Genomic DNA, 15,314 nt, shown 5'->3' on the forward strand with positions numbered 1-15,314 from the left:
TAAACGCCATTTTTGACATTTTGCGAGGGGCTGAAATGCCAAGTAACCCGCCAATTGCCATCGTTATGGGGTCTCAATCAGATTGGGCCACCATGCGCCACGCCGCCGATACACTCGATCAACTCGATATCGAATATGAAGCGCGTATTGTTTCCGCACACCGCACACCTGACCGCATGTATGAGTTTGCCAAATCTGCTGAAGATTTGGGCTTCAAAACCATTATTGCTGGTGCCGGTGGTGCCGCACACTTGCCCGGCATGGTCGCTGCATTGACCCATTTGCCGGTTTTTGGTGTGCCCGTTCAATCTAAAGCCCTTTCTGGCAAAGATAGTCTTTATTCCATCGTGCAAATGCCAGCCGGCATTCCCGTGGGCACCTTGGCCATCGGTCAGGCCGGTGCCACCAATGCCGCTTTGTTGGCCGCTGCTGTTGTGGCCTTGTTCGATGAAGACGCACGCGAAGCCCTTATCGCCTATCGCAAAGCCCGCACAGAAGCGGTAACCGAGTTTCCAAAAGACGAGTAATTATGACAGAAATGCTGCAATCTGGCGCAACCATTGGCATTCTTGGCGGCGGACAGTTGGGGCGTATGCTCGCTCTCGCTGCCCATAAATTAGGCCTGAAAGTCCATATTTTTTGCCCTGATCCGAATAGCCCAGCCTTTGAGGTGACGCCCCATAAAACGGTTGCAGATTATCTTGATTTTGCTGCTCTGGAAAAGTTCGCCAACAATGTCGATCTGGTGACCTACGAATTTGAGAATGTGCCTGCAGAAACTGCCGAGGCCATCTTGAAATTCAACAAGCCTTTGGCCCCCGGCGCCAAAGCGCTAGCCACGGCCCAAGACCGTCTGGTTGAAAAAACATTTATCCAAAGCGCTGGCGTATCTGTTGCTCCCTTCGCAAATGTGGAAAGCCAAACCAACCTAGAACAAGCGATTGAAACCATCGGCCTGCCCGCCGTGCTCAAAACACGCCGTTTCGGCTATGATGGCAAAGGTCAGCTTTTCCTGCGCAAACCCGAAGACATTCCAAACGCCTTCAAAGAACTCGGCGAGCAGCCATGTGTTCTGGAAGGTTTCGTAAGTTTTGACCGGGAAATCTCTGTCATCATTGCCCGCTCTGCCAGTGGCGAAGTTGCGGCATACGACCCAGCTGAAAATGTGCACCAAAATGCAATTTTACACACCAGCACAGTGCCCGCTAATATTTCAGATAATGTGGCGCAGCAAGCTGTTGCCGCTGCTGAAAAAATCGCGAAGGCACTCGATTATGTCGGCGTGATGGGTGTTGAGTTTTTCGTGACCGACCAAAGTGATCATTTAGTGGTGAATGAGATCGCGCCACGCGTACACAATTCCGGCCATTGGACTGAAGCAGCCTGTGTCATCTCGCAATTTGAGCAACATATCCGCGCCATCGCCAATTGGCCCTTGGGCGCAACAGATCGCCATTCAGATGTGGTCATGACCAATCTGCTGGGTGAAGATATTGAGCGCACCGTGAAGTCACTTCCCGCCCACATGATGGTTCATCATTATGGGAAATATGAAGTGCGGGCTGGCCGCAAACTTGGCCATATCAACCAAATATCACCGAAAAAGAGCTAATTTTCGGGCCAAAACCCAGTTCACTCGCTGGACAAATGAGATTCTATTTGCTATTGACCACGCCAACGATGGCTGGATGGTCCAGCTGGCGTCGGCAGTTTATTGGCCGGGGCCTGATTTTAACAACCAATTTAAAGGCGGTGTAGCGCGTGCAAGTAGTCGTTCGCGATAACAATGTAGATCAAGCTCTTCGGGCTTTGAAAAAGAAACTTCAACGCGAAGGTGTATTTCGTGAAATGAAGTTGCGTAACTACTATGAAAAGCCTTCTGAGAAAAAGGCACGTCAAAAGGCTGAAGCCGTTCGCCGGGCCCGCAAGTTGGCACGCAAGCGTGCACAGCGCGAAGGCCTTGTTGGCGGTCGCTAAGCTTTACGCCTTTTGTAAATGAATTAAAAAACGCCGCTCTTTGAGCGGCGTTTTTATTTTTGTCTATTCAGCTTGTCCCGATTCAGGCATCGGGTCATCCGACATCAATTGCTGGAACACCTGATCAAACACTTCATCTGGCTGCGCGCCAGACATCGCATATTTCTCATTGAAAATGAAAAACGGAACGCCCTGAACACCCTGCTTGCTGGCGTCTGCCGCCGCCTTTTCAACATGTGCCTTTAAATCATCACGCTGCACCAGCTGAAAAATCTCGTCGCGGTCAAAGCCATGGGCGCCCGCCAAATCTGCTAGAAAATCTGGATCTGAGATATCTTCAGCTTTCAAATAGTTGGCGCGGCTTAGCGCCAATGCAATATCTTGCTGCTTATTCTTCTCTTTTGCGATCGCAATCAAAATCTGCGCCCGCTGTGTTGGATAGCGAATTTCCTGCTTGCGCATATCAAGGTCGAGACCAGCCTTCTTGCCCTCCTCTTCCAAGCGATCCCACATATCGTCAGGGGCCTGACCATATTTCAGCTCAAGCATTTGCCGCGCATTCTCGCCGCCTTCGGGCGTATTCGCATCCAACAAATAAGCATGATGGGTCAAATCCACTTCAACATCATCCGGCAACCGTTTTAAAGCTTGATCAAACCGGGTCAGCCCCACCAAGCACCACGGACAAGCTGGGTCAGAAAACAGGTCGATCTTAATTTTGTTGGACATTCAAAACTCCCATGATTCGTTGCTTCACCCTAGGCGGTTTGCACGGGCATGACAAATCACGACCCCTTGCGTCAGACACAGTTCGATCATCATCGAAACATCCCAAGTCGTCTGCTGCTTAAATTGAGTGCATGACAAATTTTATCACCGACATACAATCCTACTTGCAAAGTTACTTTCAGCCTACAAACACTCATGCTGCAGCATGCGCGTTAAGCGAGGATGAGCTCGAACAGTTAATTGCCAGCGGCACATATCCAAGCGCCTCCTACCAAGTGCAGCATCACTTCCAATGCACATCTTTCGTCGCGGACAAAAAACAACACACCAACCAAGCATGGCATAGAAGCAGCCATCAAAATTGGCATCAAGCACTCAAACAAAACCACATCAAAACGGAAACACAGGCATTTGAACTGTTCACCTCAATCTATCTCGAGGCGCATCAAGTTCATTTCGACAGCCCCCTCGGCCAAGCGATGCAACATTTTTGGCCGACTATCGCCACCCTGCCAGAAGAAGTTTATCTGAACGCAAGTTGGTCATACTTTCAGCAAGGCGTATATGGTGTGTGCAGCCGCGATGGACTGCCTGAAACAATTTTCAAAAAACAATGCGGCGTTAAATTTATCGACCATTTGATGGCCCAACAGGCTCAATTTTCAAATGTAGAAGTTGAGCAAATTCTTCAAATCATAGACTGGCTCGACCATGCGGCAGCGCCCTTTGCCCCTCATGAAACTGCGACATCGTCCCGCCAGCGCTGCATTATTAATGCACGAATTCACTTTCGTCAGTTCTTGACTGCCGATAACATAAGCCGATGAAAGAAGGTCCACCCATCGCCCAAATCGCCGCCCTTATTGGCGACCCGGCCCGTGCAAACATGTTGGGCGCGTTAATGTCGGGTAAGGCGTTGACGGCCACTGAACTGGCCAACGAGGCACAAATTACACGCCAAACCGCCAGCACCCATTTAAAAAAGCTTACTGAAGGGCAATTGCTGGTCCAAAGGCATCAAGGTCGCCATAGATATTATGCGCTCGCCAACGAGGAAGTGGCCCTCACCTTAGCCGGTTTGATGGGGCTAGCAGACCTTACAGGGCAAAGCCGCACACGCACGGGACCGAAGGATGAAGCATTGCGCACAGCCCGCGCTTGCTACAATCACCTCGCAGGTGAAAAAGGCGTTTGGCTTTATGAAAGTTTGTGTAAACAAGGACATCTAGATCACAAGGACGGCACACTCTACCTCACCGACAACGGGCGCGCTTTTGCCCTCACATTCGGCATAGACGTCGATAAGTTGGAGAACAAATCTTCAGCCCTTTGCCGCGAATGTTTAGATTGGAGCGCCAGACGCTCACATCTGGCTGGCACCCTAGGCCGAGCCTTCCTTACCCGCTTTGAAGAAATAGGTTGGGTCCACCGCGCACCCAAAAGCCGCGCAATCATCTTCACCCCGCGCGGCAACCGCGAGTTTGCCAACCATTTCCCGCTCTAACTGCCCTTCAAGTTCACCGCATCCCGCATGTGGCGCACATTGGCGCTCACTTGATCCGATTTTGGATTGGTGTCTGTCCAATAAAGCGTATGGGTCACAAAACGTGACGGGCTACCAAAACGCTGATAGGTCATTTTGACATTGTGATCACAGATGCCCTGCCCAAAGCGGCCGGCGCCGGATAGCGGACCGCCTAGTACATCGCCTTGCCAAAAAAAGAAGGGATGATGTTCATCATAAAAATTCGTCCAACGCACCGCTGAAAAAACGGCACCATGATGCGCATAAGCATGCGGCGCCCGCACGGCCCATTCGGTGCGCGTTTTTGGCAAAGGCATATCAGCGGCAAAATCGATTGGATCATTCGAATAAAGCACGCCAAAATCATCATTGAAAACTTGCGGCGGCGCGGTAGGAAACAATCGTTCCTTTTTCAATTTTCCAAAATTGAGAGCACCCCGTGCCAGCAAAAACTGCGCATGACTTAACGGTGAGCCTGCCGTGATAAAATCCGTAATCTTCCAATAGGCATTGCTCTTGCGCCCATCTTTGCGCACCACAGCACCTTGCGCCCTAATTGCTTCCGCAACCGCTGACTGCGCCTCGCGATAGCGCGCAATATCTGCGGCAGACCAGCGTTTGATGCCATATTTTTGGTTCAGCTCTTGCACCAGATGGTCATGCGCAGCCAGCGCTTCACGCACCTTCCGTTCAGGTGGGTTTTCGTTGGTTGGTCCCAACTCTTCCCACAAAAGATGCAAAATATCATAGGCCACCACAGAACCAAGAGAGTGCGCAACAATCACAATGCGTTCATAGGTTGGATCTTCATGCAAACGCCGCAACAATTGCAGGCCTCGTTCGCGCACAGCGTGGCGCCGCCCCACTGTGTCCGGATGGGCACCAAGATAGCCCGCAACATCACCAAGGTACGGCAAAAAGATCAAAGAGGTAGCAATAGACAAAAGGATGGTGAAGCTGACCACAAGGGTGCGCAAAGTCAAATCTTCCGTCAGGAAAATCAAATAATAGACGACCAAGCCAATCAGCGCATAGCTTGGCCATCGCAACAGCCATCGCAGCGAGTTTATGCGCGCGGCCACCAATATCATCAGGATCAGACAAATCGCACCTAAAAAGCTCACGCCTGGCACGCTCAGCCGCGCCTGCTTCGCTGCCTCAGACCAAAAATCAATACCAAACTGCGTTGCTACACCGAGGAATAGAACACTCAGCATCACCCACAAAATCAGGACCACCAGAAAGCAAAGGGCAGTCCAGGGCCACACCATCCGTTCCAACACAAATTCGGGCTTCACCTTGATCACCCGCATCAGCCAGCGCCAAAGATTTTTCAGTTTGGCATTGTCCAAAATGTCGGCGTAATAAAACTCAAAAAAGTCCGTGCGGCGGCCATCGCGCATAGCGGGCGTAGTAATGCGCTGCAAATCGTGGCTACCGGTTTTAATGTCCGGCACAATCCAACTTTTATTGCCGTCTGCATCGCGATTTTGCGAGTCGTCCAACTCAATTGACGCATCCGTGGTCCAAAGTGCATCTACAATGGTGCGCATAGTCCCCATAGGGCGCTGCTCGCCCATACCATGCACCACAATCACTGCCTGTTTTTTACTGGTCATTCTGGCCCCGATGATTTGCCGCTGCACGACCTAACATAGAGATTCGGATGAAATCTGTCTTGCCGCATTATTCTGCAATCGCTGCAAGAGATCAAAAAGCAGCTCCTGCTCTTTCTCGCTCATGCCCTCCAATAATATGTCGTTGATTTGAAGATAGAGTGTCGCCAAATCTCGTTTCGCTTCGGCCTTCTCTGTGAGATAGAGCAACGCAGCACGACCATCTTTGGCATCAGTACGCTTTTCCAACCAGCCCGCTTTTGCCATTCGGTCTGTTAGTCGCGACATAGCCGGCAATGCGTTATTGGTGAACTTACACACATCTCCCACGCTCAAACCATTCTGCTGCCACAGCGCGCTCAGCACCACCCATTGCTGCAAGGTTAAATCGTGTGGCGCCAACATTTTATTTGCCAGTTGCTGCACGCGGGCACTCCCATGCGACACCAATCGACCAATCGACTTAGGCGGTTTAATTTGAACGGCGGAATTGCTCATGCCACACCTTTTTGTTTACATGTAAACATAATTAGTTTACATGTAATATAACCTATCCTGCTTTGGAGGCCAACATGGCAAATCACATTGAGCCTGTCACAAAATATTCCAGACCCGCAAAATGGTTGCACTGGAGCATCGCCATTCTGCTGTTAGCGACATTCATTTTCGGCGTTTTGCTAGACAATAGCACCAGCGACAGTTTGAAATTTCTACTGATTAAGTTCCATGCACCGCTTGGGGTTGCGGTTGGTATTCTAATTCTGGTCCGCACCTATTTCGCGTTCACTCATCCACGCCCTGCGCCTGACCTAAATTGGTCACCCCTGATCAAATGGACCTCTAAAATTATCCATATTTTGCTCTATGTCTTGCCCTTGGTCTTAGTGATCTCTGGTTTGGGCATTATGGCATTTTCCGGTTTGAGCAATCAGCTCATTTCCGGGCAAATAGAAATATGGCCAGCACTCAATCAATTAGGCCCACGCCAAAGTCATGGACTTATATCTAAACTGTTGCTGCTTGCCCTCGCCCTGCATATTGCGGGCGCCATCTACCATCAGTTTATCGTTAAAGACAATTTGCTGGCGCGGATGAAATAGCAATTAAAAAGGGCGCCATCGGGCGCCCTTTCAGCTTCAACTGTGAGGCGAGCTTAGTGCTCAAATGCCTTCACAATATCTTCGGTCATTTTCTTGGCATCGCCGAACAACATCATGGTGTTATCGCGGAAGAACAATTCGTTCTGCACACCCGCATAACCGGCTGACATGCCCCGCTTCAAGAACAGCACCGTGCCTGCATTTTCAACGTCCAAAATCGGCATGCCGAAAATTGGCGACGCAGGGTCGGTTTTCGCTGCCGGGTTGGTCACGTCATTCGCGCCAATCACAAAGGCCACATCTGCCTGAGAAAACTCAGAGTTGATGTCTTCAAGCTCAAACACCTCGTCATAAGGCACATTCGCTTCCGCCAACAATACGTTCATATGTCCGGGCATCCGGCCCGCAACAGGGTGAATGGCATATTTCACTTCAACGCCTTCAGCTTTGAGCAAATCGGCCATCTCACGCAATGCGTGCTGGGCTTGCGCCACGGCCATACCATAACCCGGCACGATCAACACTTTTGACGCGTTCTTCATCAAGAACGCCGCATCGTCCGCTGCACCAGATTTAACGGGACGCGTCTCTTCTTCACCGCTTGCCGCCGCAGAAGAATCGGACCCAAAGCCGCCAAGGATCACCGAGATAAAGCCACGGTTCATCGCCTTACACATAATGTAAGACAGGATCGCACCTGACGAACCCACAAGCGCACCGGTGATGATCAAAGCGGTGTTGCCCAAGGTGAAACCAATGCCTGCTGCGGCCCAGCCTGAATAGGAGTTCAGCATAGACACAACAACCGGCATATCCGCGCCACCAATCGGGATGATCAGCAAGCCACCAAGAACCAATGCGAGGATTGTGATCAGCCAGAAGTAAATCGGATCAGCTGTTTGCACAAACAGCACAACCAACACCACAAGCGCGACGGCAATAGCGATGTTAATCAAGTGCCGCGCAGGCAACATGATTGGCGCGCCGGACATGCGGCCATCCAATTTCAAAAAGGCAATCACAGAACCAGTGAAGGTCAAGGCACCAATCGCGGCACCCAAGCTCATTTCAACAAGGCTCGCCCCGTGAATATCACCCGGTGTACCAATGCCGAAAGCCTGCGGCGCATAAAGCGCGGCTGCGGCCACGAACACAGCAGCCAAGCCCACGAGCGAGTGGAACGCTGCCACCAATTGCGGCATGGAGGTCATCGGCACCCGACGGGCGATAACCGCGCCAATGCCACCACCAATGGCGATACCACCAATGATCAAGCCAATAGCCAAGGGATCTTTCGGTCCGGCAACCAACAGGGTGGTCACCACGGCAATGGCCATACCGATCATGCCATAGTTATTGCCCTGACGAGCAGTAGTGGGGTGAGACAATCCGCGTAACGCCAGAATGAACAAAACCCCAGCGGCCAAATAAAGAAGGGCCGCAATATTTGCAGAAATCATTATGGATTATCCCTTCTTTTTATACATGGCCAGCATGCGCTGCGTGACCAGAAAGCCGCCGAAAATATTGATGCTCGCCAATATGAGCGCAATAAAGCCAAACCAACGGGCTGGTCCCTGATCATCAACCAGAGAAATACCCACGGCCAGCAATGCGCCCACCACGATCACAGAAGAAATCGCATTGGTGACGGACATCAATGGCGTATGCAATGCGGGCGTAACGCTCCACACCACATAATAACCCACAAAAATTGCGAGGACGAAAATTGCAAGGCGGAAGGTGAATGGATCAATTGTTCCTTCAGTTGCCGCGCCTGCTGCAGCGGCCGCACCGCTTGCCATAAGCTCCATTACAACCATTTACGCCTCCTTCTTTTCAACAAAAGCGGGGTGAACCATCGCCCCGTCACGGGCAAGATTAGTAGCCGCAACCAGCTCATCTTCCCAATTAATGGCAAGTTCCTGCTTTTCCTTGTCGATCAAGGTTTCAAGGAAGGCCAAAAGGTTCTTCGCATAAAGTTGTGAGGCTGAAGCTGCCAAACGGCTTGGCAAATTCTCATAGCCAATAATCTTCACGCCTTTATGGTCGACCACTTCACCGCGCTTGGACACTTCAACATTGCCCCCACGCTCAACAGCCATATCCACGATCACCGAACCCGGTGCCATAGATTCAACCATCTTCTTGGTGATCAATTTCGGTGCCGGACGACCCGGAATAAGCGCTGTGGTGATCACAATATCCTGCTTGGCGATGTGCGCGGAAACCAACTCAGCCTGCTTGGCTTGGTATTCCTTGCTCATCTCCTTGGCGTAGCCGCCTGCAGTCTCTGCTTCTTTGAACTCGTCATCTTCAACGGCAACAAATTTACCGCCCAAAGATTCAACTTGTTCTTTAGCAGCTGGCCGCACGTCTGTAGCCGAAACAACGGCACCCAAACGTTTGGCTGTGGCAATGGCTTGCAAGCCTGCAACGCCAGCACCCATGACGAAGGTTTTAGCTGGCCGCACCGTGCCGGCCGCAGTCATCATCATCGGGAATGCCCGATCGAAGGCATATGAAGCCTCGATCACCGCTTGATAGCCAGCAAGGTTCGCCTGTGAGGACAACACGTCCATCACCTGCGCCCGGGTAATCCGCGGCATAAATTCCATGGTGAACAGGGCATAGCCTGCTTTCGCCAAGGCCCCGATTTCTTTTTCATGGCCAAATGGGTCGAGCATCCCCATCACCAGCGCATTTTTCTTTGCGCCTTTCAGCAATTCAGGTGTGGGGCGACGCACCGTCAACACCACATCCGCGCCCTTTACTGCGGTTGCGGCAGAAGTTGAAATACTTGCCCCCGCATCCTTATAGTCCTTATCCAAAAGGCGCGACCCTTCACCCGCGCCTTTCTCTATTGCGACAGTAGCGCCAAAACCCACATATTTGGCCACCACTTCCGGGGTGACCGCCACACGGGTCTCATTGGCCGTTTGCTCGCGCAAAACCGCTATTCTCATGCCAGTTCCTTTTCAGTTGCGCACATACAAGGTGATGCGCCGCCCCCCAACCAAATGCGGCACGATGATGATTTGTCGCTATGCGTTAGGCGACAAACCAGAAATAAAGCGCAATCAAAACCACAGCGATGATGATGGCTGACCATTTAGCCAACTGCAAAAAGCCGTGATAAGTTTTGGATTGCTCTTCATAAAGTTTTTCAGCTTCGGTGCTCATTCTTTTCTCCAGTTAGTGAGATTGATCTAACGCTTCTAATTCGTCGATCAATCCTTCAATCATCCCCAACCCAAGTGACCAGAAATCTGGATCTTTGGCATCCAAGCCAAATGGGGCAAGTAATTCTGAATGGTGCTTTGATCCACCTGCTTTGAGCAGGTCAAAATACCGTTCAACAAATCCGTCGTCAGATTGCTGATATTTCGCATAAAGCGAGTTCACCAAGCAATCACCAAACGCATAGGCATATACATAAAATGGCGCGTGAATGAAATGCGGTATATATGACCAAAAGGTCTCATATCCCTCATTTAGTTCAACAGATGGGCCAAGGCTTTCTCGGCTGGTCTCCAGCCAGATCTGCTCAAGCTCTTCGCTGCGCAATTCGCCCTCACGGCGTTTGATGTGCACCGCACGCTCAAAACTATAAAACGAGATCTGCCGCACAACCGTGTTCAGCATGTCTTCAACCTTGCCAGACAAAAGCGCAAAACGCTGGTGCGGATCATCGGTTGATTTCAGCAAAGAGCGGAAGGTGAGCATCTCACCGAACACACTAGCGGTCTCTGCCAGTGTAAGCGGCGTTTGTGCCATCAAGGCCCCTTGATCAGCAGCCAACACCTGATGCACCCCATGGCCCAACTCGTGCGCCAATGTCATCACATCCCGCGCTTTGCCCAAATAATTGAGCATCAAATAGGGATGCGCACTCGGCACTGTCGGGTGAGCAAAAGCCCCAGGCGCTTTACCATCACGCACAGGCGCGTCAATCCAGCCACTATTGAAGAAAGGCTTAGCCACGTCTGCAAGCTGTGGTGAAAAGTCTGCATAAGCATTCATCACCATTTTTTGCGCGCTGTCCCAGTCAAAAATGCGGTCATCGCTTGTGGGCAACGGCGCATTGCGATCCCAAGCATTCAGCTTTTCTTGCCCCAACCATTTGGCTTTCATTTTATAATAACGGTGCGACAAACGCGGATAAGCATCACGCACGGCTTTTTCCAGCGCATCCACCACTTCCCGCTCAACCGAGTTGGCCATGTGGCGGCTATCCGCCACATCTTCATAACCCCGCCAACGATCAGAAATCTCTTTATCCTTGGCCAGCACATTTGTGATGTGCGTGAAAAGACGTTTGTTCTCGCCTAAAGTACCCACAAGACCTTTATAAGCCGCTTCCCGCTTAAATTGATCCTTGTCAGTCATCATGGTCAATGTCGGCTCAAGCGACAATTCTTCGCCATCAACATCAAACTTCAGGCTGGCCATGGTTTCATCAAACAACCGATTCCATGCAGACCGACCAGTGACAGACTTGTCGTGGAACAGCTCTTCCACCCGATCTTCAAGTTGATAGGGCTTGGCTTTGCGCAATTCATCAAACCAAGGTTTGTAACGCGCCAGGGCCATATCGTCGGCCAATGCCTTGTCCAACACATCATCTTCAATGCGGTTCAACTCAAGCGAGAAAAACAACAATGGTGTGGTGAGACTTGTCAGCTTTTCGTTCAAATCGCCCATAAATTTGGCGCGTTCACCATCGGCTGTGTTTTGCGCATATTGCAAATAGGCGAAAGATCCCAAACGCCCCATCTTGTCCGACATGGCTTCATAGCGGGTAATAGCGTCTACCAGGCCACCCTTTTCAGCCAATTCTGCCAATTTGCCTTTAAAATCAGCCGCGAATTGCTTTGCCTCTTGCTCACAATCCGCCAAGTCTTTTTTAAGTTCTGCGCTATCCTGCCCCGGATAAAGATCAGTCAAATCCCACTCAGGCATCACCCCAAGCTTTTGCGCGAGATCTTCATTACTCATGCATCGGTCTTTCATTTAGCGTCAATTTGGCGCAAACCTTATCATATGCGTTTCGCTTGCCAAGACCGTATTGCATGAAGGGCGTTCCCCATCCCGCCCAAATCCGCAAAACTAAATGTCCCAGTCCATAAAGTGTGCGGTAAACATCAAGCTATCAACGAAGCCATGCGCCAATATAAGCGGCCAAAGATTTCGCTTGTAGGCAAAATACAAAAGCCCCAACCAAAAGGCGACAATTCCGGTGACAACAAAGCCCCGCAATCCTTGATAATAATAATGAGCATAGCCAAACGTCACAGCAGCAAATAGAGCGGACAAAATCCATTTGTGCGGCACGCCATCAAAGAGGCGTTGGGCGCGACTTATGAAAAAACCGCGAAAAAATATTTCTTCGCCAAAGGCCGCGCTGGTCCAAACCACCAATAGCCAAAGAAGATAAAGCCCAAGATTTCCTTTTAGATCACCCCAGCGCTCCGCCCCGACACCGGACGCCTCCATGAAATCAGTCCACCCCATATGCTGGGCAAGCAGCAACAGCATTGCGGAAAAGCCAATAATGCCTGCCATGCCCACAATGGCTTGCGGCAGCAGCAGCAATTTTGCTTTCCAACCAAACAAAGGCCGAAGCCCCAATTCCGACCATTGTTCATTTTGCAGACGCAGATAGATGCCGAGCACGATCAGCGTAAAGATCATGGAGATCGGACCAGAAAATTGCCAAGTGAGCGGGTCAACCAGCGCTTTAGTGCCAAACAAAATGGTCACAAAACCAATCAATTCAGCCAAGCTACGCCAGCGGGGTTTTAGAAAATCGAGCATAATCACCATCCTAAATAATAATGTTGAATGGGATTTAGGATGGGGCAACTTGGGAATATAGAACGATTGTGCGTTAGCGCGCCAAACGTTGCCATTGCCCTGGTGTCAGGCCAATAATTTTTCGGAAATGGCGCGTTAGATGGCTCTGATCAGCAAAACCGCAACTGGCTGCAATATGGGCCAACCCATCACCCACTTTGAGTTTTTCTTGCACCTGCTCAATGCGCCGCATCAGCAAATAACGATAGGGGCTGGTGCCCAGCGCCGCACGAAAGTCGCGCGACAATTGCCATCGATCGATTTGTGCAACTTGCGCCAACGTCTCGATGGAAACTTGGTCAAATATATGCGCATCCAAAAATTGCTGCGCCCGACATACTGCGGGCCAATTGACCAACGCCCATTGAGGCTCTGTGTCCCCTGATGCCTCTTGCATGGCAAAAATCAGTTCACAAACCAAATCATTTTGCGCCAGTTCATCTAAAGACTGAGGCTCGTTCAAGATAGATTTAACGGCGCGAGTTAAACGGGGGTGGGTCGAAAGTCCGTTTTCAATGTAGGGCAATGATGCGCCACCCAATACATCTTGCACCATTTTTGGTGCCAGATAGAGCGTGCGAAAACGAAACCCATGCTCAGTTCCAGCTCGACCGTCATGCAGCTCATCAGGATGCAGCACAACGACACCGCCTGCTTGGGAATGGCGCGTCTCACCGCGATAATCAAAGCTTTGCACCCCTGCCAAAGTGAGCGCAATCGCATAGGTGTCATGCGCATGGCGGCTAAACTGAAACCGCTGCAAATAAGCATCCACCCATGGCAAAGTGCCCTCGTGCCATTTGATCCAACTTTGCCGATCAAGATCAAGCATTGCATCTCCCTTTTCACAAAAGATGGGGCAACGCGTCACGCAATCAAGAACAGAGGCTAAAACACACTTTAGACAGTTGAATTAAGTATCCTTAATCCACTGTTAAGAACTCGGACCTAGCCTGACCCAAATTAGGACAGTTTGTGATTCGACAGGCATTTAGCCGGTCAAATAAGAGAGCTTATGGCCAATATTCTTGTTATTGATGACGATCCCATTCAATGTCGCCTGAGCGAAGAGATGCTCAAAGCCCATGGATATGAGCCAATAATCGCTCAATCCGGCGCTGAAGGATTGGCCATTTTGGAAAGCCAAAACATTCAAGCCGTCATCCTTGATCTGGTGATGCCAGAGATGGACGGCATGACTGTTCTGAGCGAAATGCGCGAACAAGGCTTCACGATGCCTGTGATTGTGCAAACCGCACATCCAGACATTGAAAACATTGTTTCTGCGATCCGCCTCGGCGCAACAGACTTTTTCTCAAAGCCGATTTCGCAAGAGCGCTTGGTCATTTCATTGCAAAACGCACTAAAGCGCTTTGATTTGGAAAATTGCCTACGCACAGAAACCCATCGGCACAAAGGCGCCCTCAGCTTTAAAGATATGGCCGCCATTTCGCCCGCCATGCAAAAATCCATCACCCATGGCGAGAAAGCTGCAGCCACACAAATCCCTGTGCTGATCGAAGGCGAAGCAGGCACTGGGCGCGACATGATGGCCCGCGCCATCCATCATCACGCCAAACGTAGTGGCAAGCCTTTCATTGCTTTGAACTGCTCAACAATCGACACGGATGAGCTGGACGAAATGCTTTTCGGTTCATTGGAATCAGGCAAGAAGAACGCATTTGAACAAGCGCAAGGCGGCACCCTCTATCTTGATGAAATCGGCGCCCTATCTCTTGAGCTGCAAGGCAAATTGCTTGCGCTATTCACCGAAAAAAAGCTCAGCACATCCGCAGATGATTTTGCGCCTTATGATGTGCGCCTGATTTGCGCCACCTCTAAACGCTTGCTGAACCTGACCAAGCAGAAACATTTCCGCGAAGACCTTTATTATCGACTTAATATCTTCCCAATTTACATGCCGCCATTGCGCGATCGGGTGGAAGATATTGAAGCATTGGCCAACCACTTTATCACAAAGTTTTCCGTCGCCGAGGGTCGGCGCATTGAAGGCTGTACAACCGAAACAATCGACATGCTGTGCCAATATGAATGGCCGGGCAATGTGCGCCAGCTTGAAAATGCCATCTATCGCGCAATTTTGCTCACTGAAGATGGTCGCCTCACCCCGAATGAGTTTCCACAGATTCAAACCTCGCTCCAAGGCGCCGAAAAATTGCGCGCAGCGCTAAAATCCATGTCGCCGCAAGTCACCCCTGATCATATTGACGCGGCAACCAGCTCCATCACACCGCTAAAACCGGCCAAAAAACCAGCTAAAGACCGCTTCCTGACAGAAGAAGGGCGGGTGAATAACTTGGCACAGGTGGAAAAAGAACTCATTGAATTTGCATTGAAAAAACACAATGGCAAAATGAGCGCTGTTGCTCGTGCGCTGGGCATTGGGCGCTCCACCCTTTACCGCAAGCTCAAAGAATATGGGCTGGACAGCGATCAATCCAACGCCGCTTAGCCCTTAAGCGCTTTTTTGCAACACAAGCAGAAATTTGT

General features: G+C 50.6%; 17 protein-coding genes. 7 read left to right on the forward strand and 10 right to left on the reverse strand.

From position 1 onward, the window contains the following. Window positions 1–35 precede the first annotated feature (35 nt). From purE to rpsU, 3 genes are all read left to right on the forward strand, one after another. Window positions 36–527: a 5-(carboxyamino)imidazole ribonucleotide mutase gene (purE, locus tag ATL17_RS06990; RefSeq protein ID WP_133572021.1), complete on the forward strand. Its 492-nt coding sequence runs from the start codon at window positions 36–38 to the stop codon at window positions 525–527. Between the two features lie 2 nt (window positions 528–529). Beyond that, complete coding sequence (locus ATL17_RS06995; protein ID WP_133572022.1) at window positions 530–1,612, forward strand: 5-(carboxyamino)imidazole ribonucleotide synthase; 1,083 nt, start codon at window positions 530–532, stop codon at window positions 1,610–1,612. Between the two features lie 149 nt (window positions 1,613–1,761). Beyond that, window positions 1,762–1,977, forward strand: coding sequence for a 30S ribosomal protein S21 (rpsU, locus tag ATL17_RS07000; RefSeq protein ID WP_133572023.1), 216 nt, complete (start codon window positions 1,762–1,764; stop codon window positions 1,975–1,977). 63 nt (window positions 1,978–2,040) lie between these two features. On the opposite strand, the gene ATL17_RS07005 is transcribed toward rpsU, so the two are convergent. Further along, entirely contained in the window at window positions 2,041–2,706 is a 666-nt protein-coding gene (locus ATL17_RS07005; RefSeq protein ID WP_133572024.1) for a DsbA family oxidoreductase, read from the reverse strand. Window positions 2,707–2,837: 131 nt separating this feature from the next. Here ATL17_RS07005 and ATL17_RS07010 point away from each other — a divergent pair, with 131 nt between their 5' ends. Both ATL17_RS07010 and ATL17_RS07015 read left to right on the forward strand, forming a co-directional pair. Further along, window positions 2,838–3,533: a DUF6058 family natural product biosynthesis protein gene (locus ATL17_RS07010; protein ID WP_133572025.1), complete on the forward strand. Its 696-nt coding sequence runs from the start codon at window positions 2,838–2,840 to the stop codon at window positions 3,531–3,533. After that, on the forward strand, window positions 3,530–4,210 hold the full coding sequence (locus tag ATL17_RS07015) for an ArsR/SmtB family transcription factor (protein WP_133572026.1): 681 nt from the start codon (window positions 3,530–3,532) through the stop codon (window positions 4,208–4,210). The genes ATL17_RS07010 and ATL17_RS07015 overlap by 4 nt, the downstream gene beginning before the upstream one ends. Here ATL17_RS07015 and ATL17_RS07020 read toward each other — a convergent pair. Both ATL17_RS07020 and ATL17_RS07025 read right to left on the reverse strand, forming a co-directional pair. Continuing rightward, window positions 4,207–5,850, reverse strand: coding sequence for a hypothetical protein (locus tag ATL17_RS07020; protein ID WP_133572027.1), 1,644 nt, complete (start codon window positions 5,848–5,850; stop codon window positions 4,207–4,209). The genes ATL17_RS07015 and ATL17_RS07020 overlap by 4 nt on opposite strands. Before the next feature lie 30 nt (window positions 5,851–5,880). Then, window positions 5,881–6,345 carry a MarR family winged helix-turn-helix transcriptional regulator gene (locus ATL17_RS07025; RefSeq protein ID WP_133572028.1) on the reverse strand — a complete coding sequence of 155 codons (465 nt, stop codon included), beginning with the start codon at window positions 6,343–6,345 and terminating at the stop codon, window positions 5,881–5,883. Window positions 6,346–6,419: 74 nt separating this feature from the next. Between ATL17_RS07025 and ATL17_RS07030 the strand changes: the two genes are divergently transcribed. Then, window positions 6,420–6,947, forward strand: a complete 528-nt coding sequence (locus ATL17_RS07030; RefSeq protein ID WP_133572029.1) for a cytochrome b — start codon at window positions 6,420–6,422, stop codon at window positions 6,945–6,947. 53 nt (window positions 6,948–7,000) lie between these two features. Here the strand turns inward: ATL17_RS07030 and ATL17_RS07035 are convergent, their stop codons facing one another. The 7 genes from ATL17_RS07035 to ATL17_RS07065 all read right to left on the reverse strand — a co-directional run bounded on the left by ATL17_RS07035 (window position 7,001) and on the right by ATL17_RS07065 (window position 13,635). Further along, window positions 7,001–8,404 carry an NAD(P)(+) transhydrogenase (Re/Si-specific) subunit beta gene (locus ATL17_RS07035; RefSeq protein ID WP_133572224.1) on the reverse strand — a complete coding sequence of 468 codons (1,404 nt, stop codon included), beginning with the start codon at window positions 8,402–8,404 and terminating at the stop codon, window positions 7,001–7,003. A gap of 9 nt (window positions 8,405–8,413) precedes the next feature. Next, entirely contained in the window at window positions 8,414–8,770 is a 357-nt protein-coding gene (locus ATL17_RS07040; protein WP_133572030.1) for a proton-translocating transhydrogenase family protein, read from the reverse strand. Continuing rightward, entirely contained in the window at window positions 8,771–9,913 is a 1,143-nt protein-coding gene (locus tag ATL17_RS07045) for a Re/Si-specific NAD(P)(+) transhydrogenase subunit alpha (RefSeq protein ID WP_133572031.1), read from the reverse strand. 85 nt (window positions 9,914–9,998) lie between these two features. Beyond that, on the reverse strand, window positions 9,999–10,130 hold the full coding sequence (locus ATL17_RS07050) for an aa3-type cytochrome c oxidase subunit IV (RefSeq protein WP_133572032.1): 132 nt from the start codon (window positions 10,128–10,130) through the stop codon (window positions 9,999–10,001). Between the two features lie 12 nt (window positions 10,131–10,142). Next, window positions 10,143–11,945 carry a M3 family oligoendopeptidase gene (locus ATL17_RS07055; protein ID WP_166638922.1) on the reverse strand — a complete coding sequence of 601 codons (1,803 nt, stop codon included), beginning with the start codon at window positions 11,943–11,945 and terminating at the stop codon, window positions 10,143–10,145. A gap of 111 nt (window positions 11,946–12,056) precedes the next feature. Next, window positions 12,057–12,764: a CPBP family intramembrane glutamic endopeptidase gene (locus ATL17_RS07060; protein WP_166638923.1), complete on the reverse strand. Its 708-nt coding sequence runs from the start codon at window positions 12,762–12,764 to the stop codon at window positions 12,057–12,059. A gap of 73 nt (window positions 12,765–12,837) precedes the next feature. Next, entirely contained in the window at window positions 12,838–13,635 is a 798-nt protein-coding gene (locus ATL17_RS07065) for an AraC family transcriptional regulator (protein WP_133572034.1), read from the reverse strand. 183 nt (window positions 13,636–13,818) lie between these two features. Here ATL17_RS07065 and ATL17_RS07070 point away from each other — a divergent pair, with 183 nt between their 5' ends. Then, on the forward strand, window positions 13,819–15,276 hold the full coding sequence (locus ATL17_RS07070) for a sigma-54-dependent transcriptional regulator (protein WP_133572035.1): 1,458 nt from the start codon (window positions 13,819–13,821) through the stop codon (window positions 15,274–15,276). Window positions 15,277–15,314: the final 38 nt, after the last annotated feature.

The sequence above is a fragment of the Maritalea mobilis genome, from assembly GCF_004363175.1.
Taxonomy (GTDB): domain Bacteria; phylum Pseudomonadota; class Alphaproteobacteria; order Rhizobiales; family Devosiaceae; genus Maritalea; species Maritalea mobilis.